The sequence below is a fragment of the Rickettsia endosymbiont of Orchestes rusci genome (assembly GCF_964030945.1).
In the GTDB taxonomy this organism is placed as follows: Bacteria; Pseudomonadota; Alphaproteobacteria; order Rickettsiales; family Rickettsiaceae; genus Rickettsia.
On record NZ_CAXIQG010000001.1, the window covers coordinates 131,711 to 153,856 of the forward strand.

The window sequence follows — 22,146 nt, forward strand, 5'->3', positions numbered from 1 at the left end:
AGATGAGTAAGAAGATAAGCAGGTACAAAAATAAGCAAAGAAGATAAAAATATAAAAAGCATATGGCAGATTACGTAATACATACATTTGGTGGAGGAGATATATTATGGCAAATTTTTAATGGTATAGGAAGAGTCTTTGCCTCAAATAGTGAGTATTTTACACCAGTAGGTAAATTTGCTTTGACAATTGGTGGAATTTGGGCAGCAACTCGTGCTATTTTTAGAGGTAATATTGGTATTTTTGCCATGGAGTGGTTTTTTCCATCCTTATTTATTTTTATCTTTTTATTTGCTCCAAAAGCAAATGTATGGCTTAAGGATGAAATATCAATGCAGGCTCCTGTTAAGATCGACAATATCCCAATAGGTGTTGCTTTTTTTGCCTCTATATCATCAAAAATAAGTTATTCCTTATCAGAAATGCTAGAAAAACATTTACTACCACCTGATGAAGGGTTATCAAGCAGGAAGAATGGGATTATGTTTGGGGCAAAAGCTATTGGTAAAATCAAAGATATTCAAATAGAGGATCCAGTAACTTTAAGCAACACAAAAGAATTCTTAAGACAATGTTTTATGAAACCTTACATCATCGGCAATATTTTAGGTAAAAAAGCAGAAGCACAAAGAGCCAGTGATATAATTGCTTTTATCGAACAAAATATGCCTAATAATTTTGGCATTTACTATAAAGATCCAAGTAATTCTGCTATTTCTTTTAAAACCTGCAAGCAGGTAACTCCTTTAATTAAGGCAGCTATTAATAAAGAATTAAATGATGGCTTGTTGACTCAATTTGCAAATATCATAGGGATTAGCTCGGGTAAGCAGGAGATGTTAGCAAGAAGGCTAAAAGTGATGACTTCTGATACTTTAAAATATCTTAAAAAAGAACAAACAGATATTCATCAGTGGATGAGACAAGCAATGCTGCTTAATGCTAATCGTGAAGCTTATGATGACTTGCGAGAAAAATTCTCACTTGCTAGAATATATCCTCAGTTAGTTAGTATGAATGTGACCCGCGGGTTATTTCAGCAATCATTTTCTTACCTGGTTGCAGGAGAAATGGCAGCAAATATCATGCCCATCTTACAGTCAGTATTTTTTGCCTTGGTGATTTGTCTCATTTTCGTAGTATTTCCAATGTCGATGCTGCCGGGCGGTTATACTATCTTTAAGACCTGGATAACCTTGATTATTTGGGTAACTAGCTGGCCAGTATTTTTTATCGTGATTCATTGTTTAGGGATGATTAGCCTAGCCGGTAAAGGCGTGAGTCACTTTACCGGTTTAAATATCTTATCGCAGGGGAGTTTTTCAGAAATGGTGTTACATGAGTTTGCAACGTTTCAGATACTAGCAGCTTCAGTGCCGATGTTATCCTGGGCAGTATTAAAGGCTTGTGCTCATGCAACTACCACTTTGGCCAATCAATTTTCTCCGGTACCGGTTGCAAGTAATATTGGTGCTAACATTGCTGATAATAACCTCGCTATGGATAATTATAGCATCGGTAATAGAACAATTGCCCAGCAAAATCTTACCCCCACTTTGCAATTGGCAGGAGGAATTATTGATGATGGTGGAATGAGAGTCACCAGTACTGATAGTGGTCGGCAGGTACTTACTCAGGCAGTTGACTCGCTGATTAACAATTACCGCTCCTCTAAATTATTGCAAGATAGTTATCAAAGTCAGTTCATGAGTTCACAAAGTTATCTTGACTCATTAAATGATCGATATAGTGATTTAACTACTACAGGAAATTCTATAGCAACTGAAATAGGCAAGAGATTAAGCTATGAAGAGGCAAAATCTATCGGTATTACTGATAGCCAGTATCTAGCCTTGCAGCAGATGAATTCAGATAGCATCGCTGCTACTGATCATACAGGTAGTAGTAATAAGAAAGGTACTGGTACTAGTGCCGATATAGGTTTAAACGTTCCTAGTGTAGGAGGAGTAAAAGTTGGATCAAGTAATGACAAAGTACAAGATCAAGGTAAGTCAGTTAATCAACAACAATCATATAATGAAGCATTATCTAAAATTAAGAGTGCTACTAAAGATGGCAGATTAGGTCACACAAATAGTGATCTGCATTCACTTAGTAATAATCTAAATAATAATTTTTCTGAGCAACAATCTGTAGGGCAAGAAATAGCACAAACTAAACAAAATATGCAGCAGCTAAGCTATAATATGAATTATATAACACAAAACTCTGCTTCTATTGATCGTAATTTAAATGAACCGGTATTAAATAGCATCATTGCCAAAAATATTCCTGGCGTAAGTAGTAAAGAGCAAGCTGCTACCTGGGCTAATAATCATAGACAAGAAGCAGAGCAAATAGCTTTAGACATAGCTAAAATTAATAATACTATACCGCAAAACTTAAATTCTGAAAGTAATATCAATATCCCATCTAAAGAAAGCTTGCGATCAAGTTTTGATAAAAAAACTAAACAGTTAAATGATCAAGCGGCTATTAGTAGTATTGATGATAGAAAAAATGATATTTATGATAAAAATGTAGAACAAATGCTTATTCAAAATGCAGATAATAATGAAGCAGAAAAAGTAAAGCTTCTTGATCAGTTATCTGCTAAAGTAAAAGATAAGAGGGAACAAATTGAAGATGAATTTAATAAAACTCCTGAATCAACGATTGTCAGAACTGGTCAGCAAGTAGCAGATAATATTGGTATAAGTGATGAGGCAATTAAGAAAAGAAATATTAAATTACTAGGCTATAAAAATGAAAATAATTGATAAGCAATTTATGCAAAATATAAAAAAATTAGCGATTTTATCTATCTTGCCATTAATACTTTTTAACATTGTTTTAGCAGAAGGCTCAAATAACTATGTTAATGAAAAACTACAACCAATAGATCCACAAAGCAAGATTCAAGATCCAAATATTTTAGCAGAAGAGTATTTTAATATTGGAAAATCACTTTATAAATTAGGTGAATATCAGGAAGCTATCGAAAACTATGATTTAGCTATTAAATATAAGCCTTACTATGCTATAGCTTATAATGGCAAAGGAATAATTTTCAATAAGTTAGGAAAATATCAAGAGGCCATTAAAAATTACGATTTATCCATTAAATATAACCCTCACTGTGCAGAAGCATACAATAATAAAGGAAATGTTCTAAATACAATAGGACAGTATCAGGAAGCTATAACTTTATATGACATAGCTATTAAATATAATGCTAGTTTTGCAGAAGCATATAATAATAAGGGGAATTCTTTAAACAATTTAGGAAAGTATCAAGAAGCAATTGAAAATTTTGACCTTGCTTTAAAATATAATTCAAGATATCCAGAAGCTTATTATAATAAAGGTATATCTTTAATAAACTTAGGGCAGTATCAGGAAGCAATAGAAAACTGTAATCTAGCAATTAAATATAAACCAGATTATGCAAACGCCTATTATAATAAAGCCACATCTTTAATGCAGCTAGGAAAGTATCATGAAGCCATTAAAAGTTTTGATTCAGTTATCAAATATCAATGTGACAATGAAGACACATATAATTTAAAAGGATGTATATTCAGTATATTAGGTAAACAGCAAGAAGCTATAAAAAATTTTGACTTAGCTATTAAATACAAACCAAATTTTGCGGCAGCATATTGTAATAAAGGTGCATCTTTTAGAAAATTAGGACAATATGAAGAAGCAATTAAAAACTATAATTTAGCAATTAAGTATCAAGCTGATTATGCTGAAAGTTACTTAGAAAAAGGCATTACATTGATTAGCATGGGAAAACAAAAAGCAGCTAAAGATAATTTTAATTTAGCTCTTAAATACAAACCTAATCTTATAGAGGAATATGAAAAAATAATTAAAGGTTTAAGAAAACTAGGTAATAGTAGTATGGCCGATTATTTGGAAGAAAAATTACAAATGCTAAAGAATAATTTATAAATTTAAATTAGGTAAGATTATTAGAAGATAATTGTAGTAATCTTAACAACAGAGTGACCTATGAGCTACCAAAATCAAAATAATTTTACTCGTGGTTCACAAATCTTTGCTCATCAGCTACGAATGTTTAGTCAAGGAAGTATCAATGCTTTAACAGTTGGGTTGGTATTTACTGTATCTTGGCTAATATGGCGAGTATTTCAGAAATTATCTTTGATGAGTCTATATTATTTTGTCATAGAACGATACACACAATTAAAACTTGCTATAGGAGAACATTTTTATCCTATAGATCAAATAGGTATTAAATTCTATTATTTAGAGCAAAAAGCTTGGGTTTACCGTAATGCTGAAGAATTTGTTCATAAATTTTGGCATGTTACACCGCATTCACATAATATCAATCAATTTGGGCAATTTTTATTGCATTCAGCTTGGCAAGAAGGTATTATTACTTTTACTATTGGTCTGTTTACTGCTATCATCTTTTTTATGTATCGAGGTAAAAAAGCTGTTATCCAAGATAAGATTAGGGGAGCAGATTTTGTCGAAGCAAGTATTTTAGCAAAAATGCTTTATAAAAACAAACAAGCTGCTAATATTTGCTTTTCTGGATTACCATTGGTTAAAGATAGTGAGAGAAGACATATTCTTATTACCGGTACTACAGGTAGCGGTAAAACTAATATGTTAAATGAGCTATTACCTCAGATTAGAAAAGAGAGAGGTAGAGCAATTATTGTTGATTTAACAGGTAGCTTTACTGATAGATTTTTTGATCCAAAATGTGATAAGATACTTAATCCTTTGCAAGAGAATAGTTCAGCATGGCTACCATGGAATGATTGTCATGAAATTTGGGATTATAATGATATGGCAAGTAACTTTAGTAATTATAATCCAAAATTAGATGATTTTTTTGCTAAAAGTGCTGAGCTAGTATTAGCTGAAGGATTAAGATTATATCAGGATAGTAAAGACATCAAAAAGCTAATAAATACTATTCTTTATGCAAATAATAAGGAATTTGTTAGGATCTTTAAAAATAGTACAGTAGCCGGTATAATTAGCAGTAGTGCCCCTGAGACTTCTTCAGGTATTCAAGCAACTATTAGTAAAAATATTGAAGCTCTGCAACATTTAAAGCCTGATGGTAGTTTTAGTATTAGAAAGTGGTTTACTGCGGACAAAGGTTGGTTATTTATAACTAGTACTCCTAATCAACGAGTAATGCTACGACCACTTATTGCTGCATGGATTAGCATAGCGATAAAAGCATTAATGAATAGGAACATCAATAATACTCATAGTAATATGTGGTTTGTGATTGATGAGCTGCCAGCTTTACAAAAGATATCTTCACTCCCTATAGCTTTAGCTGAAAGCCGGAAATATGGTGGCTGCATTGTTGCAGGCATGCAGAATATTCATCAATTAGAGGAAATATATGGTCATGCAGGAGCAGCTTCAATGCTTGATTTATTTGGCAGTAAATTTATTTTTCGAGTGAGTGATCAGCAGACAGCACATAAATCAGCTTTAATGCTTGGTGAGCAAGAAATAATCGAGACTCAAGAGAATCTCTCTTATGGTGCTAACTCTATGCGTGATGGAGTAAATATGCACAGCTTAGAAAAAAGGAAGTTATTAGTAATGCCATCTGAAATTATGAACCTAGAAGATCTTACCTGCTATGTAAAACTTGTGGGTAATTTCCCTATTACTAAATTACAAATGAATTTACAAACTTGATTTAAATCCAAAGCCATTTTAATGGTATTTTTAAAAGATTTTAATTGTTTGATAGAGATATACCTTATAAAGAAAAATCCTATTATAATGCCCCTTTAAATCGCTAATTTAGTATTACGAGTTTTAGAGGTAAGCTGCGTATAAAAAACTTTTCTGTTATTTCAGAATTTTTATAAATGATTTTTCAAACAGCAGAGTAAATTTTACAAGAAATATGTTTACTCTAAAGAACTAATAAAAGCTTCATCAAGACCGGTTACACTAGAAATTAAAGCAATATTGCAACCTTGAGCTAACATTTTCTTTGCTACCTCTACTGCTTTATTATATTCCCCTTCAGCTTTTCCTTCAGCTTTTCCAATTTGGATACCTTGAGCTTCACCAACTTGTAAGCCTTCAAGAATACCTAATTCTTTTCCTTCTTGTTGCCAATGCTCTGCTAAACTTCTCATAAGCCTTGTTCCTATTTCTGGATTCAACTTTGTTGATAATAAATTCTCTAGTTTTATTTTATCATCTTGCTCTATCTTCGTCAATGTATAATATAATATCATTTCTAGATAATCATAACCTATCGTTATTTTGGTTAATTCCGGTAATATATCTGATATTTCTTGCCATCTTTTTAATAATTCCCTCTCATGTATATGCTTGAGAAAAAATTCTAATATCCCTGACCATATCCTTTGTTTAAACTCTTCATCAGGAATTTCATGGACATTCACTAACTGGTAATCACTAATCCATAATTCTCTTGCTAATTTGTTATTGGCAAATAAATCCCACAAATTCCTTGCAACATTATATTTCTCCTGACCATTGAAAAATATCATTGGGTATATTAATGGTAAAGTCTTAGCTTGAGGATTTTGTATTAAATATCGCTCACAAATATTAATCATATATTTAAATAGCCTAAAAGCCATAAAATGATCTGCTTTTGATTGATGCTCGACAAGTAAAAATAAATATCCGTCTTGTTTATCAAATTTGCATGAGAATAAAACATCAGAGATAGAATCTTTTAAAGAGCTTTCTACAAATGTGGTATTTTCCATTGCTAAACTAGGAAAATCTATTAAACTTTTAATATTTGGGGGCAAATGTGCATTAAAGAACTCATGGGCAACTAGAGGATTCTCCAGTGCCTTACGAAATATCTTATCATGCTTAGCTTTCTTCGTGCCTTTATCTGGATCACCCAGCAAGTTTCCTTGTTCACTCATATATTTACATTTTTTGAATTGGTAAAATATTATTACACTACACTCTAAACTCTTATTCCTTGACTAAGCTTGTGCTCAGATACTTGCTTTACCGCACTTCTTATTTCTTTAGCTATTTCTGAGCTGGGACTTATATACTGCATTACTTGTTTATCCCTTCCTATAGCATTTAAGTAATCTTCAGGCACTAAATGGCTTTTGCCTTGAAAATCATATATCACTATATCAGAAAATTTTTTATCACCAAGATTATAATTAGGATCAAATTTATTCTGCATAATTTGTAAATCTTTCTGTATCTTCTTCTCTATTGCTGCTATGCAAATCTTGTTACTATAGAGCATACAAGAATCTATACCTTTTTCTCTGTAGATTTGTAAAGCAGTATCGATATTTTCTGCTGTGCCAAACTTTGCTAGAGCTTTTATTTGCTGTTGCTGCAAATTATTTAGTCCGTTATTATCGTTATTTGCAAATTTTGAAAATAATAATTCTATAGACTGAAATTGTGATTTTCTATCATCACTTGCTTTTAAGGATGATTTAAGTCCTATTGCATTGCTAGCTACTGTTAATTTTGCTATTTCAGGCTCTAGAAGATTTCTAATAGATTCTGCTCCTTGAGATTTTAGCACATCATTAAAATCTCCTGTCTCGAGTGGTCGTATTATTGCTACCGCTGCTCCTTTACTAATTAATTCTTCCTGAGCCTTAATTATAGTATTAACTGATACTGCGTCTTTGCCATCATTATCAGCAGCAATTATTATTCTCTCACCTTTGATAGGTTCATAGTTCCTGATGTTACTTACACCTAAACTACAAAGAATTTTGCCTTTAATACCAGCTTCTACAATGCTTAAAGCCGTCTCTACCCCTTCTGCTATAACCGTTACATTACTTGCTGAATTGTTGCCATCTTTACTGTTTGGTATGTTCTGCTGTTCATTATTTTTACTAATCTCAACAAAAGAACCTCTGATTCTGCCAAAAGAACGTTTATTAACCTCAATATCAGCTTTATTATTTGTGTCTTTGTTTAAATAAATTGATTGTCCACCGGTAATATTACCATCTTTATTTCTAGCAAAAGCAATTAATGCAGGATAATATTCTTTGCTATGAGTGTCCCACATCATTTTGGTTCTAAGATCAAAGCTTAGTTGGTATCTTGTTAATACTTCTTTAATTCCACGATGTTCTGATAAATATCTTTTTGCTACATGACCTGGCATAACATATTTTAAAGAATCTGATTTTTCATATAATCCTATAGCTCTCTTAATTTTTACTATTTCATCATCTTGACCTGTTGGGGTTTTAATTTGTTGATTTTTGTTTGCTGCTAAATTTGCTGCTAGATCTTTACTATTTGTTGACACACCAACCATATTTTGTAAATATTTCTTAGCTTCTATAAAATCACAATTTTTTTCTCTTTGTACTAAGGTAAATAAATCTCCTCCCTCTCCTTTACTAAAATCATACCATCTGCCGGCTTTACTGCCATTTATCTTCATCGCTATCTTACCATCTTTCTCCCAGCGTAACACTTGACTATTTGATAAATGCTTGTTTGGACTGTCTAGCAAATTTCTACCTATTTCTTCCGCTTTAAATGATAATCGTTGCTTTAATTCTACTGCTTTTTGTTTATTAATAGTATTATAATCTATTTTATTCTTTGCCATAATATCCTCTTGTAACTTAACACTTATTGTTGTATCTTGTTTATTACAATTCGTAAGGTTATAAGAAGAGCTTTTCCGCTCTTCTTGGGCTTTATGGCTTGTGGCAAAATTTGTGCTAGTGCTTCTTAGGATTTCTGCTACTTTAGCAGGTGGTCTTGAGCTTATTCTTAAGTGGTAATAATTATCATTACTGTGTAATCTATCCTTAATATCTTCTACTACCCCTTTAAACCAATTACCTACTTTATCTATAATATTAGGACTCTTATTTTCTTGAATCGTTACCAACTCTTCTAAAGTTTTAAAATTAATGCTAGATAGCCTATTATCTATTTTGCTAAGTTGCGATATTAAACTGGTCCTATTCCTAGTAGCTTTCCTATTATAGTAAAGTTTTACCTCTTCTATATGTCTAGTCATGGCTACATAAGAATTTCTGCTATTTCCTGCTAGATTATGTAATACATAGACATCTTTAATTGAGGCTCCTTGTGCTTTATACACTGTAGAAGCATAGCCATGTTTAAAGCTTACATCTTGAGGATTAAATTCTATTTCTTTCCCGCTATCTGTTTTAGCTATCAATCTATCGTTACTTACTAAAGTTATCGTTGCAAATTCACCATTTTCTATTTGTAAATCTTTATTAGTACTTTTAAACAAAATACGATCTCCTGCCATATAATCTTCATACTTCTTAGGCGATGCATAGCGTCTATATTCTTTACCGGTAAGCAAGCCTTTAGCTTTTAGTAACTCCCTGATCCCTTGATTAATACTATCTACTTCAGCATTACGCATGGTAATTATTAAACGCTCATTTAGAGCAAATTTGCTGTTACTCCAATCATTAATTAATCTTGCCATTGATTCTTCTAGCATATGATCAATCTTTAAACATTTATGCTGCTCTAATAACTGCAGACCACCGGCAATATCTGATTTTGCAAAGCATGAAGCCATTTCTCTTGCCCATGCCTTGCTTTGTCTCCTAATGTTACTTAATTCATATGAGCCAAATTTACTAGCCAATACTGTAAACATTCCTCCTCGCTCAATTGAAGTTAGTTGTCTCTCATCTCCAGCCAGTATCAGATTACAATTGTTACTCCTTGCTACTTTCAGCAATTCTAAATAATCACTATTACCTACCATCCCTGCTTCATCTACCACTAGCGTAGTACTTCTTGGTAGCTCAGCTTTGCCATTATATAATTTAAATAAAAATCCTTTTACTGTATAACATTGCCGGTAACCTTTACTTTTAAGCTCTGATGCTGCTTTATGAGTAGGGCTAAGCCCTATAACATTTTGCCCATTATTGGTGGCAATTTTATAAGCTTCAGCAAGTACTTGTGACTTACCGGTGCCGGCTCTACCTTGCAAAATCCTAATCCCTTGACTATTAATTAAAATATGCTGCAGACTTTCTCTTTGTGCTTCATTAACACTTGCAAGATTATCGATAGCACTTTTAAGCTTAATAACGTTATTAAAATGAATCTGGCTATTTACCTTATCTGCTATTCTAACTATCCTTAATTCTTCATCCCGTATGTCTATAGTAGTATAGTATTTAGTATCCGTGCCATCTTCATTATATAGTTTTACCAGCCTATCTGAATTTAATACCTCCCTTATTAGTTTTTGCTTTTCTGCTTCTTCTGGAATCTCTTTTACTGCTTTTTCTATATCCAATTTAGTAAAAATAGCTTGATGACGAATAATACGATTTAATACTCCATCGCTATTCTTAACAATCTCAAGATGGGCTAGCTTACATATTTTATTTTGCTCTGCTATTTCATTGATAATACTTCGCATTCTAGTAGGGCCGACATGCTGCTGTGGCATAAAACTTATTGGATCTACTCGGATTTCTAAACCTAATTTAGCAAAATATTTATTGATTACTTCTTTAGCTCTCTCATGAATTATTTCCCCTTCTGGGATAATGAACGCTTTGCCCTGAACTTTGGCAAATTTAGGATTTAAATCTACTGCCTTAGCTCCTAATGTTTTTCCGTCTTTTGCAAATCTTCTGGTAGTAACAAGCACATGGGCATGCCAATTCTTTTCTCCATCATGTGGTTTATGAATATCAACCTGAACTCCAAGCCCATTCTTTACCCATCCCATCTCTTTGATGATTTCATGAGTAATGGCTATTCTATCATCTAAATCCAATTCCTTATCATCAGGCAGTGCTATAACTATATCTTTTAATAATTGACTATTTTTTCGCTTTTCTGTACGCTCCACTTCGTTCATTAAAACTCTTGGATTTTTGAATCTTTTATCTACATAATCTGGCAATAAAACAGCATGATAAACATTATCGCCTTTTTTGCTAAAATTATAAGTGATGTTAGTTCTCTCATCTTTAATAATCAGCCTGGCATTATAAGCAGCTTTCAAACAAGCATTTTTACCTTCACTCCTACTTACTATTTCTATTCTTGCAAACTGTATCGCCATGGTTTATTAATTCTAACAATGTTCAATCCATCATTGACATTACCATGCAATCTTAAAATCATCCACTGAAACCAGAACCACTTGAACCAGCAAGCAAAAATAAACCGTAAGGTTTATATATTGCGTGGTGCGACACGATGGCACTAAAATAAAGTCTGCAAATATATTGCGGCTAGGTTGCATTTAGACCTAATTACTATTATTGCGGTGCAAGGTTGGTAACGATCTTGTGCTAAGCGCAATAAGAAGCCTAACTAAATTACTAATCTGGATGGGAAATAGGGGCAAGGTAAAGTTAAAATTGGTTAAACGAAAGTGAATCTTTGTATGGAAAATATCGTAAATATAAAAGCAGATACTCCAGATAATATCTGTTATAGGGATGAAGCTGAAAAGCTTAACTGTAAGAAGGAAGACGCGACCTTCTTTAAAAATGCCAGTTCCCCGGTATACAGAAGGTAACCAACTTAACGCATCTTTAATTAGTGAAACGTGGTAAGCCTATTACTTGGCAACTGGTAGTAGGTAAGAGAGGTCTTAAAAAGCTAATGACACTAAGCTGAAAGGCTACAGGAATAAATAACTGGGTGTATAGGCACTATGTGCTAATCAGAAATGATGCTGACTTGAGACTGGTGATTTACCCTAAGTAAGTAAACAAGATTATGAATTATATTGGAAAAGTTAGATGCAAAACGCAAATGTAACAATTAAGACCGATAATAATAACTTTGAGAAAATTTATTGGCATGCAATAAATTGGCAAGAAGTTAATAAAAAGGTTAATAATCTTCGTAGACGTATCTATAGGGCATCTGCAAATGGTAACATGAAATTAGTACGTAGTTTACAGAAGTTGATGTTGAAATCAAGATCAAATAAATTACTTGCTATAAGACGTATTACCCAAATCAATCGAGGGCGAAGAAGCCCTGGTATTGATAAAATAGTTGTTAATACAGATAAAGAAAGAAATTTGTTAATGGAGAAGTTAGCAAATAATAATCTATCATCTGTTAAACCGATCAAGCGTGTGTATATTCCCAAACGAAAAGGCAAACTTAGACCTTTAGGTTTACCTATTATTTTGGATAGATGTATGCAAGCTGTTGTTAAATCAGCACTTGAACCATTTTGGGAAGCTAAGTTTGAAGGGAGTAGTTACGGCTTTAGACCTGGACGCAGCACCCACGATGCAATACAGAGAATTTCTGCTATTGTTTGCCCTGGCACAACCAGGGGATGGATACTGGATGCTGATATTAAAGGTGCATTTGATAATATTAATCATAATTTTCTTTTGAAAATTATAGGAAATTTTCCAGCACGAAATTGGATTAAAGCATGGCTTAAATCTGGCGTGATGGAAGAATATCAATTCACCAAAACAACAGTTGGAACTCCTCAAGGGGGAGTAATCAGTCCCTTACTTTTAAATACAGCTCTTCATGGAATGGAAGACATACTTAACATAACTTATGATAAATATGATCATCTCCATCCAAAATCTGAATATGCTTTAGTAAAATACGCTGATGATTTTATAGTTTGTGCAAAATCTGAAAGCTCTTGTATTAAAGCAAAGAAGATAATTAACGATTGGTTAAATATTAGAGGATTAGCATTATCAGAAGAAAAGACTAAGATACTTCATATTAAAGAAGGGTTTGATTTTCTGGGATTTAATATCCGGCAATATAATACCAAGAGTAGAAGAAGAGGTATAACACTACTAGTTAAACCATCCAAAGATACTATTAAATCATTTAAAAAGCGAATAATGATTGAATGGAAAAGAAGCTTCTCATGGGAAATTGACAGGATAATTGAAAACCTTAATCCTAGAATAATGGGATGGTGCAGTTATTTTAACAAAGTTATAGCCAAAAGAACTTTTATCCAACTAGATCGTTGGATGTGGATGCGACAAGCAAGATTTGCTTGTAGAAGACATCCTAATAAATACTGGTGGTGGCTTAAAGAGAAGTATTGGGGCAGAATCAAAGCTCGAAATGATAATTGGGTCTTTATGGATAAAAGTAAAGATCTATATCTATGGAAATTACAATGGACAGCAATCAAAAGGCATATTCTAGTTAAAGGCAAAGCATCTCCTGATAATCCAGAACTTAAGGAATACTGGCAAAAACGTCAAGCTAGTAAACCAAAGTACTTCTTTAAAACCAGACAGATTCTTTGGCGTAGACAAGAAGGTAAATGCTCTGTTTGTTTAGATTCAATAGATAATGGAGAAAAGGTGCAAGTCCATCATAAAAGACCTACAAGATGTGGCGGCACTGACCATATTAACAATTTGTGCTTATTGCATACAAACTGTCATAGGCAAGTACATAGCAAGCGAGGCCAACTAATTGCAGCTGTTAGTAAATTGCTTGAGCCGTATGCATAGCAATATGCTTGTACGGTTGTGTGTCCAGAGAAACTAGTATGTTCAGTAGGAGGTAACCCTACTAGATTAAAAGTTAGAGATCTATAGCTAGGATAGCAGCATGGCGAGAAATCAAGATGTTGGAACCTATCGACAAACTTACCTATAGGGTAAGAGCGAATTATCAGGCCGCAGCGAGAGCGAACACATAGGTGGCCCCGAAAGTGCGAAGCCCCGAAGGCCGAACTAGCAACCGTAGAGTGAAGGCAATATGTTCAATTGAAAACTAACTGATACAATTGGACACTTCGGCGGGGTGGGAGTGGCAGCATGATAATAAGGACATATTAAGTGACTGGAGAAGTCCTACTCATCCCAGGAAGAAAGCTCTTGGAGCAAGGTAAATTCTATAACTAGCAAAACTAGGAAATGAATTGAAGATGAGAGGATGGCGGATGGGTGTGTATTAGCAATGAAGCAGAGTAATGCCTGTGGAGCGAAGACACCCTACTGATAACATTATTCCAACAACAAGGGAGGTAAAGACGAATGATAAAAACGTCTATAGAATTACAAGACCTGAGAAGGAAAATATACATCAAAGCTAAAGCTGAAAAGCAATGGCGATTTTGGGGATTATATGTTCATGTATGTAAGATAGAAACACTAAGAGAAGCCTACAAGCTAGCTAAGCATAATAAGGGGGCGCCTGGAATAGATGGTGTTACCTTTGAAATGATAGAGTTAGCGGGGGTTGAACAATTTCTAGAAAACATACAAACAGAATTACAAGCCAGAACCTATTATCCTGAAAGGAAAAGGGTCAAGGTAATTCCTAAAGATAATGGTAATAAAGTGAGGAAGTTATCCATACCAACTATCAAAGATAGAGTGGTAGAAGGAGCACTAAAGCTCATTTTAGAACCAATATTTGAAGCTGACTTCCAACCTGGATCATATGGATATCGCCCTAAACGGACTGCAGCTGCGGCTATAGAAAAAGTTACAGTAGCAGCAATTAAGGAGAAGACAAGAGTAATAGATGTAGATTTACGCTCTTACTTTGACACGATTGCTCACCTTGAGCTATTTAACAAGATAGCAGAGCGTGTAAATGACAAAGATGTTATGAAGCTACTAAAATTGATAGTCAAAGCAGGTGGAAAAAGAGGTATATCTCAAGGCGGGCCACTATCACCGCATTTAAGCAATATTTACTTAAATGAAGTAGATAAAATGCTAGAAAGAGCAAAGGAAGTGAGTAAGCTAAGAGATGGCTATGACCATATAGAGTACGTTAGATGGGCTGATGATCTGATCATACTAATTGATGGCTATAGAAAATGGCAGTGGTTAGAGAGAGCGATCAATATAAGGCTAAGACAAGAATTGTTGAAAATAAAGGTTGAACTAAACGAAGAGAAGACAAAGACAGTTGATCTAAAGAATGGTGAAACATTTAGCTTTCTGGGATTTGATTTTAGACGAGCGAAAACTAAGCAAGGTAAAATTGGAATCCAGAAGACGCCTAGAATGAGAGCGCGAACTGCCCTGCTAGCAAAACTAAAAGAGATATTCCGCAAGTTTATATCGCAACCAGTTGATAGAGTAACATACCTTATCAACCCGATATTACGAGGTTGGATAAACTACTTTAGGATTGGTAACTCTAGCCGTTGTTTTGGATATGTAAGAGACTGGGTAGAGAAGAAAGTAAGACGCCATTTAATGAAATCACGAGGATTGAAAGGCTTCGGCTGGGAAAGGTGGAGTAGGAGAGATTTGTATGAGAAGATGGGATTATATAACGATTACCAAATTCGATATTACAGACCTTTGAAAGCAATAACAGCGGATAGGTCATAGGCAATGATAAGAAGTTATCAGGAAAGCGTAATACGGGAAATCTGTACGTTACGTTTGACGAGGCGGGTGATGGAAACGGGGATAACAAAAGCTACCGCGCCATTGCTCGACCCTACCTTTGGGAGGAAAGCACGCTAAGTGCCTACCTACCCGCTGTGCTTTGTTTTATCAAACAAAGACCAACCTCTATTTCTGCTAATTGTCAACGTAGTTTTATTAATGGCAACCATCTTTGCTCATTTCTGTTGATCTTAGTTTTACTGGTTTGGTTAGGTATGGGGATATTTGATTTTGAATGACTTGCTATTTCACCACTATGCCCGGACTTTGCAAGCTTAAAAGTTGTATCCAACATTGATCTATTCAAGAAAAAAATGCAGAATTTCTTAGCACTTATAATTATGAAGTTGAGTTCCATAATTTATTGATGATTCATGATGATTATAACAATCAAAAATAAAATTATCTCTATGGATAATGTCATAAAACGTAGATTACAATTAGAACAAAAAAAAGCTAAAATAGTTATGGTAGAGGCGAAAATGAAAATTCAAGAAAGAAAAGCTCGTACCCGTTATTTAATCGAAATGGGAGGATTAGTAGTTAAAGCCAAACTTGATGATTTACCAAGCAATAGCTTATTAGGAGGTTTAATTTCATTAAAAAATGAATTATCAAAATATCCTGATATTCAAATTCAATGGAGTAAAATTGGTGCAAATATTTTTAATCAAGAATCAAGAAATAGGACATAGTGATTTAATTTCAATAGTGGGACTAATGGTATGGACCTCCCGTATATACGAATCAACTTATGCTTTAAAAGCTGGCTAAACCTTAAACATCTTTTCAAGACATGCTATAGCTCTCAGGTGATATCTCTCCTGTTAAACTAGTATCATCATAATTAGTATAAGTTTTACATACGTAAACCCCGTATACTCGATTTATATTCATGATATCTACTGATTCGGAACATTTTTCCAGTATTTGTTTAGATTGATCTATGAAATGATAATTAATATAATCTATATTATTTTGAGTACATATATTAAAAAAACAATCCTCAAGTTGTAATATATCATATACTTCAATATGTGTAGTGATATGCTTCTGCAGCTTTATTATAAAATCTTTATCTATATATTGTTCATCAAGTTTACATATATAACTAAGGTTTGTAGTCAATTGTGGATCGTAGTAGGAATTTATTAATCGAATACTATGCTTCTGCAGCTTTATTATAAAATCTTTATCTATATATTGTTCATCAAGTTTACATATATAACTAAGGTTTGTAGTCAATTGTGGATCGTAGTAGGAATTTATTAATCGAATACTATGCTTCTGCAGCTTTATTATAAAATCTTTATCTATATATTGTTCATCAAGTTTACATATATAACTAAGGTTTGTAGTCAATTGTGGATCGTAGTGGTGGGAATTTATTAATCGAATACTATGCTTCTGCAGCTCTATTATAAAATCTTTATCTATATATTGTTCATCAAGTTTACATATATAACTAAAGTTTGTAGTCAATTGTGGATCGTAGTAGGAATTTATTAATCGAATACTATGCTTCTGCAGCTCTATTATAAAATCTTTATCTATATATTGTTCATCAAGTTTACATATATAACTAAGGTTTGTAGTCAATTGTGGATCGTAGTGGTGGGAATTTATTAATCGAATACTATGCTTCTGCAGCTCTATTATAAAATCTTTATCTATATATTGTTCATCAAGTTTACATATATAACTAAGGTTTGTAGTCAATTGTGGATCGTAGTGGTGGGAATTTATTAATCGAATACTATGCTTCTGCAGCTTTATTATAAAATCTCCGTTTATGTTTATAGATAAATTTGAATGATATAAATGGGCTTCAGCATAATTCATAAAAGTCAAAAACTGGATAATATTTTTAATATTAGATTGATCAATATAACTAGTAATAGTTTCTTGCAATTTGTCTATATAATCTAATAAATAACGATTATCAATCAAATATAATTGAGAGTAATAAATATCCTTAGAAATAAAATATTGTTCTAATTTAAACTCATCCATTAGTACTAATGTTTTATAATGCCATGGTTGGAAGGAGACTGCTAAAACTTCTACACTATTGTCAAAATAAAATTTCATAACAGTAACAAATTGTTGAGGATCACTAAATTGATTTATTATTTTTGATTGAGAAATATTGCATTTCCACGACTCTATAATGTCATCTTGTATACTAAATGGCTGTTTTAAAATATCGGTTAAGATAACAAGTTGTTGAATATCAAATTTATTCATTATATTAATAACTCTTTCTTCCCATGTTGTTAAAAAATTTTGTGTATTTTCATTACTGTATTCTGTATTAGATGTATTAGAAGAGTTATTATCCTGTAATATAGACAATGATTTAATTGCACTAATCAATTGCTTAGGATCAAATTGATCTATTATATCTATAGCTCTTTTTTGCCATTGTATTACAAAAGTTTGTATGTTTGTACTATTATCATCTCGATTGGAATATAAACAATTTTGTAGTTTGTCTAATGATTCAATAATTTCAGTAAGTTGTTGGGAATTAAACTGGTGTATAAAATCAATTGCTTTCATTTGCCACTCCTGAATAAGAGATGTAATACCTGTTTGTGCTATTTGCTCAATCATGTGAAGTATTCTGGTTATGTGAATAGCATTTAAGTTAGAATTCGATAATTTTTCAACAATATTAGATATTTGTGGTGCGAGAGCATTTAAAGTATTCAATAATCTTGGACTGAGACTGTCGGATGTTAAGAATGCTTGATTGCCCTGTTCAAGAGAATTAGATAGCATTGGTGTGGTAGAATTCTGTAAGCAATACGGAGGTTGAGGAATGTAGCTCATTATTACTTGATTGCCCTGTTCAAGAGAATTAGATAGCATTGGTGTGGTAGAATTCTGTAAGCAATACGGAGGTTGAGGAATGTAGCTCATTATTACTTGATTGCCCTGTTCAGAAGAATTAGATAGCATCGGTGTTGTAGAATTCTGTAAGCAATACGGAGGTTGAGGAATGTAGCTCATTATTACTTGATTGCCCTGTTCAGAAGAATTAGATAGCATCGGTGTTGTAGAATTCTGTAAGCAATACGGAGGTTGAGGAATGTAGCTCATTATTACTTGATTGCCCTGTTCAGAAGAATTAGATAGCATCGGTGTTGTAGAATTCTGTAAGCAATACGAAGGTTGAAGAATGTGGCTCATTATTACTTGATTGCCCTGTTCAGAAGAATTAGATAGCATCGGTGTTGTAGAATTCTGTAAGCAATACGGAGGTTGAAGAATGTAGTTTATTACTTGATTGTCCTGTTCAGAAGAATTAGATAGCATTGGTGTGGTAGAATTCTGTAAGCAATACGGAGATTGAGGAATATCACTCATTGTTACTTGATTGCCCTGTTCAGGATCACTAACTGGTATTGGGCTTAAGTATGTCTCATTAGCAATAATATCATTTATGTCTACGAGATCGGTTAGTTTTTCTAAAGTATCTAAAGTATTAGGAGTGAGTAATCGTAGACTACTATCAGAATTGAATGAGCAAGTATCAGTATTGATACTATGTGCACTTAAATTGGATGCAGGTATATCAGGTGTAGTATATCCATTATACTGTTCTTGAGTATCCGGTTCTTCAGCATATGAATAATGCGTCGACTCATACAGTATCACAGCCTTCTCTTTTGTTCCCCAAATATTGGTATTTGTTTGATAATTTCCAAGAAATTCATGATTAGGTTTAAAAGTTTGATGCTTGTTATTTTCATAATAAAGTGTAATTTCAGTATTTGCTAAAGATACTAAGATAGGTATTTCTTCAAAAAAGATGTAATAATCATTTTCTTTAATTGCTTTTATATAATTGATATAAACCTCAGGATTTGTTAAAAAAGAATCTGCAATAATTTGTACATTATACTTTTGGTTGTACTGTTCTTCAGTGAGATTTGGATCAAACTGTAATGTACAATCTTTTAAGTTTATAGTAACCTCATTAAGTAATTTCTTTGTATTATTCTGTAGTTCTTGAAGAGTAGATGACGGTTGATTTTGTTTTTGCCTAGTAGTGCATATTATATTATAAATCTTATCTTTAAAATTAGAATCTTGCAAAAATTTCTCTACAATATCATTTTTCAATGTTTGAATATCCTTTTCGGCTTTACTAATATTTTGTTTTGTTTTATTAGCTAACTCTTTAATTTCCTTTGATCTATTAGTTAACTCGTCTGGAGTATCTAAAAAAAACTGAAATATTTTATTTAACTGTTCCTTAAGAGCATGTGGCATATTTCGATCTTGTATAGATTTATATTGAGCAAGAAAATTATGCCAATCTTGTCTCATTTTACATGCATTTTTAGCTTCATAAGTATCTGAGCTATTTTTATTACCAAATACCGCATGGAAAAAACAGTTGCCATCAGCTTGTGTTACAAATTTTCTTATATTCATTTTCACTAATTTTTTTATGACTTCTATTACAGATGTTAAGGTTATATTTATATAAAGTATAGAATTAATTTAGATCAAAAGAAAAATCAAGGAATATTGTGCTAATTTTTAGCCACTGTCTATTATATAAATTTGATTTTTTGTAATTTGCAGTTATATTTAAGCAATGTATATGTAATTGCCTTGCAATGTGTGGTATTTTTAGGTAAGTAGCAATAGATAAGAAGATCTGTAAAGTCTCTAAAATTGTTTTCCATCCTTTCTCAGGATGTTTAGCTCCTACCGTTTGTATATTATGTAATCGGTCAAATAATTTAATTAATAGCAGCTCTTTTTTCTTTTGCTGATATAATATTTTAACTATTTCTGCTGCACTAATTTTTTTATCATTTTTAACTCGTGTTAAATCTTCAACTTGATTAGCAATCTTATGGCCAAATTCTTGTATAATCATTTCTTTAGTAAGTAACGTATCTTCAATACAATCATGCAATATGCTAGTTACTATAATATCTGTTCTAAATAAATAATCAGAAACCATGTATGCTACTTCTAAAGGATGTGAGTAATAGAATTCTCCTGTTTCTCTCTTTTGCCTGCCATGATACTTTTTAGCAAAATAAATTGCTTTTTTAATTTTATTAAGATCAACCATGTTCTTAGAAATCTTATTAATAAGCATGATCTTCGTTAATAGCCTTTTACTATATCGGCAATTTGATAGATCTGTAACTTTTATTTTGTCTAGCTCAAGATATATACTTTTAGGTTTTAACTTTCCTATAATAGGACCTATAGTTTTTTGATGATTTTCTTGATTTTTTGCCATCTATCTATCCCTAATATTATTTAAGTGTAGTAAGAATCATAGCATTAATCAAGAAAATCATACTTGTTAATTAATAGAGCACTTTCAAAACTTTACTTTTAGAGATAATTTGTGTGTGTATTATCATCAAAACCTTATAAGTATCAACATTATTTATCATAAATCAGATCATCAAGAAGAGGTAACTTAATTGGTATATTACAGACAATAGTAGTACTTTTACCTTTTTCACTGGTTACTTCAATCTCTCCATTTAACTCACCAATTAGACGCTTTACAAAACTTAATCCTGATCCAAGTCCATGATATTGCGTAGCAACATCAAATTTATCAATCTTTTCATGAAGATGTTGCCTGATTTCTTTAGACAAACCAACACCACTATCATGCACCATAAATTGGAATACCATTTCTCTATTTTGTTGTTCTGATTCTAATAATGCAGGACTAATAGCAAACATGTTCACTGTTACCACAACTTTACCTTCTTTAGTAAAGTTAATAGAATTATCTATTAACTGCTCTAATATTGCCCCTATTCGATAAGTATCACTAATTATAGCATTTGTTAAATCATACTGAAAATTACAAGATAAATTTAATCCCTTACGTTGAGCTATTGGCATCGCTTTATCAATAATCTTATTTACCAACTGTTTTGGATCAAACTTATTTAAAACTATAGGAGGTAGTCCAGAATTATTCTGTAGATAACTAATTATGTTGTTATAATAATCCAGTAATTCTTCAGCACAACTTACCACACTAGCTAAATAATCCTTTTTTTCAGGATTATCTTCTACTTCATAAAGAGCTGTTACTAATGAAAAAATCCCATTACATGGAATCTTTAATCCATGTACCATATTTTGAACCACATCTCTTTTAAATAACTCAGATTCTTTCAATTTATTATTTGCTTCTTGTAATTCTAATTTATATTTAATTATATCAGTATAATTTGTGATCGTCGAGTTAATGATATTCTCTTCTTGCTGATATGGTATTAATGTGACAGATATGGGAGATAATTGAAGATTCCAATTTGTTTTAGTAAGATTATGATTATCTTTTGGTTGATTTTGATTATTAATTGTCATAACATTTCCTTGCTGTTAAAGTTAAGAAAACAGCTCAGAGGTTAAATAGATAAAATTTTGTTGATTTGAATTTAACCTCTGAACTAGAACTGCACCATGCAGCTCTTAGCAAGGACAGATATCACCACAATTCTACGAAGTACAGAGGATTTAAGAGCTTTTTTGACAGATTTTTATACAATTGGGCAAACAGCTGCACAAATGAGACATGGCTAAATTACTATTGTTTGTTAGCTCAACTCTTTATCTATTACATCTAAATCCAAAGTAGTATTAATTATGCTACAAAAACTATCGAAAATTCCTTTGAATATGATATTTTGCTGGCATTTAAGCCTACTTTATACTA

The 22,146-nt window shown here is 32.4% G+C and carries 11 protein-coding genes; 6 read left to right on the forward strand and 5 right to left on the reverse strand.

Annotated elements, in window-relative coordinates; all coding sequences use genetic code 11:
* The first annotated feature begins 62 nt into the window (after positions 1 to 62).
* From AAHM91_RS00655 to AAHM91_RS00665, 3 genes are read left to right on the forward strand one after another with little or no spacing between them, the layout of a single operon-like run.
* Positions 63 to 2,780, forward strand: coding sequence for a conjugal transfer protein TraG N-terminal domain-containing protein (locus AAHM91_RS00655; protein WP_342269535.1), 2,718 nt, complete (start codon positions 63 to 65; stop codon positions 2,778 to 2,780).
* Positions 2,767 to 3,960: a tetratricopeptide repeat protein gene (locus AAHM91_RS00660; RefSeq protein WP_458693705.1), complete on the forward strand. Its 1,194-nt coding sequence runs from the start codon at positions 2,767 to 2,769 to the stop codon at positions 3,958 to 3,960. The genes AAHM91_RS00655 and AAHM91_RS00660 overlap by 14 nt, the downstream gene beginning before the upstream one ends.
* 60 nt (positions 3,961 to 4,020) lie before the next feature.
* Positions 4,021 to 5,712, forward strand: a complete 1,692-nt coding sequence (locus AAHM91_RS00665) for a type IV secretion system DNA-binding domain-containing protein (RefSeq protein WP_342269536.1) — start codon at positions 4,021 to 4,023, stop codon at positions 5,710 to 5,712.
* A 218-nt stretch (positions 5,713 to 5,930) separates the two neighbouring features.
* Here AAHM91_RS00665 and AAHM91_RS00670 read toward each other — a convergent pair whose 3' ends face one another.
* Together AAHM91_RS00670 and AAHM91_RS00675 are read right to left on the reverse strand one after the other, a co-directional pair.
* A complete protein-coding gene (locus tag AAHM91_RS00670) occupies positions 5,931 to 6,938 on the reverse strand; it encodes an Rpn family recombination-promoting nuclease/putative transposase (RefSeq protein ID WP_342269537.1) in 1,008 nt (335 codons plus the stop codon).
* 44 nt (positions 6,939 to 6,982) lie between these two features.
* Positions 6,983 to 11,107: an AAA family ATPase gene (locus AAHM91_RS00675; RefSeq protein WP_342269538.1), complete on the reverse strand. Its 4,125-nt coding sequence runs from the start codon at positions 11,105 to 11,107 to the stop codon at positions 6,983 to 6,985.
* Positions 11,108 to 11,795: 688 nt separating this feature from the next.
* Between AAHM91_RS00675 and ltrA (AAHM91_RS00680) the strand changes: the two genes are divergently transcribed.
* The 3 genes from ltrA (AAHM91_RS00680) to AAHM91_RS00690 all read left to right on the forward strand — a co-directional run bounded on the left by ltrA (AAHM91_RS00680) (position 11,796) and on the right by AAHM91_RS00690 (position 16,117).
* Positions 11,796 to 13,517, forward strand: a complete 1,722-nt coding sequence (ltrA, locus tag AAHM91_RS00680) for a group II intron reverse transcriptase/maturase (protein ID WP_342269504.1) — start codon at positions 11,796 to 11,798, stop codon at positions 13,515 to 13,517.
* 528 nt (positions 13,518 to 14,045) lie between these two features.
* The gene (gene ltrA / locus AAHM91_RS00685) at positions 14,046 to 15,362 is read left to right on the forward strand and encodes a group II intron reverse transcriptase/maturase (RefSeq protein WP_342269505.1); all 1,317 of its coding nucleotides are present in this window, start codon (positions 14,046 to 14,048) and stop codon (positions 15,360 to 15,362) included.
* Between the two features lie 470 nt (positions 15,363 to 15,832).
* Positions 15,833 to 16,117: a conjugal transfer protein TraD gene (locus AAHM91_RS00690; RefSeq protein WP_342269623.1), complete on the forward strand. Its 285-nt coding sequence runs from the start codon at positions 15,833 to 15,835 to the stop codon at positions 16,115 to 16,117.
* Between the two features lie 94 nt (positions 16,118 to 16,211).
* Here the strand turns inward: AAHM91_RS00690 and AAHM91_RS00695 are convergent, their stop codons facing one another.
* The 3 genes from AAHM91_RS00695 to AAHM91_RS00705 all read right to left on the reverse strand — a co-directional run bounded on the left by AAHM91_RS00695 (position 16,212) and on the right by AAHM91_RS00705 (position 21,797).
* The gene (locus tag AAHM91_RS00695; RefSeq protein WP_342269539.1) at positions 16,212 to 19,703 is read right to left on the reverse strand and encodes a hypothetical protein; all 3,492 of its coding nucleotides are present in this window, start codon (positions 19,701 to 19,703) and stop codon (positions 16,212 to 16,214) included.
* Positions 19,704 to 19,932: 229 nt separating this feature from the next.
* A complete protein-coding gene (locus AAHM91_RS00700; RefSeq protein ID WP_342269540.1) occupies positions 19,933 to 20,697 on the reverse strand; it encodes an HD domain-containing protein in 765 nt (254 codons plus the stop codon).
* A gap of 149 nt (positions 20,698 to 20,846) precedes the next feature.
* Positions 20,847 to 21,797 carry a sensor histidine kinase gene (locus tag AAHM91_RS00705; RefSeq protein WP_342269541.1) on the reverse strand — a complete coding sequence of 317 codons (951 nt, stop codon included), beginning with the start codon at positions 21,795 to 21,797 and terminating at the stop codon, positions 20,847 to 20,849.
* Positions 21,798 to 22,146 lie beyond the last annotated feature (349 nt).

What these genes read in the sequence shown, in the direction of transcription:
- AAHM91_RS00670 (WP_342269537.1), bottom strand. Translation starts at nt 6,938, where the DNA reads ATGAGTGAACAAGGAAACTTGCTGGGTGATCCAGATAAAGGCACGAAG.
- AAHM91_RS00660 (WP_458693705.1), top strand. Translation starts at nt 2,767, where the DNA reads ATGAAAATAATTGATAAGCAATTTATGCAAAATATAAAAAAATTAGCG.
- AAHM91_RS00695 (WP_342269539.1), bottom strand. Translation starts at nt 19,703, where the DNA reads ATGCCACATGCTCTTAAGGAACAGTTAAATAAAATATTTCAGTTTTTT.
- AAHM91_RS00665 (WP_342269536.1), top strand. Translation starts at nt 4,021, where the DNA reads ATGAGCTACCAAAATCAAAATAATTTTACTCGTGGTTCACAAATCTTT.
- ltrA (WP_342269505.1), top strand. Translation starts at nt 14,046, where the DNA reads ATGATAAAAACGTCTATAGAATTACAAGACCTGAGAAGGAAAATATAC.
- AAHM91_RS00655 (WP_342269535.1), top strand. Translation starts at nt 63, where the DNA reads ATGGCAGATTACGTAATACATACATTTGGTGGAGGAGATATATTATGG.
- AAHM91_RS00700 (WP_342269540.1), bottom strand. Translation starts at nt 20,697, where the DNA reads ATGGCAAAAAATCAAGAAAATCATCAAAAAACTATAGGTCCTATTATA.
- AAHM91_RS00690 (WP_342269623.1), top strand. Translation starts at nt 15,833, where the DNA reads ATGGATAATGTCATAAAACGTAGATTACAATTAGAACAAAAAAAAGCT.
- AAHM91_RS00705 (WP_342269541.1), bottom strand. Translation starts at nt 21,797, where the DNA reads ATGACAATTAATAATCAAAATCAACCAAAAGATAATCATAATCTTACT.
- AAHM91_RS00675 (WP_342269538.1), bottom strand. Translation starts at nt 11,107, where the DNA reads ATGGCGATACAGTTTGCAAGAATAGAAATAGTAAGTAGGAGTGAAGGT.
- ltrA (WP_342269504.1), top strand. Translation starts at nt 11,796, where the DNA reads ATGCAAAACGCAAATGTAACAATTAAGACCGATAATAATAACTTTGAG.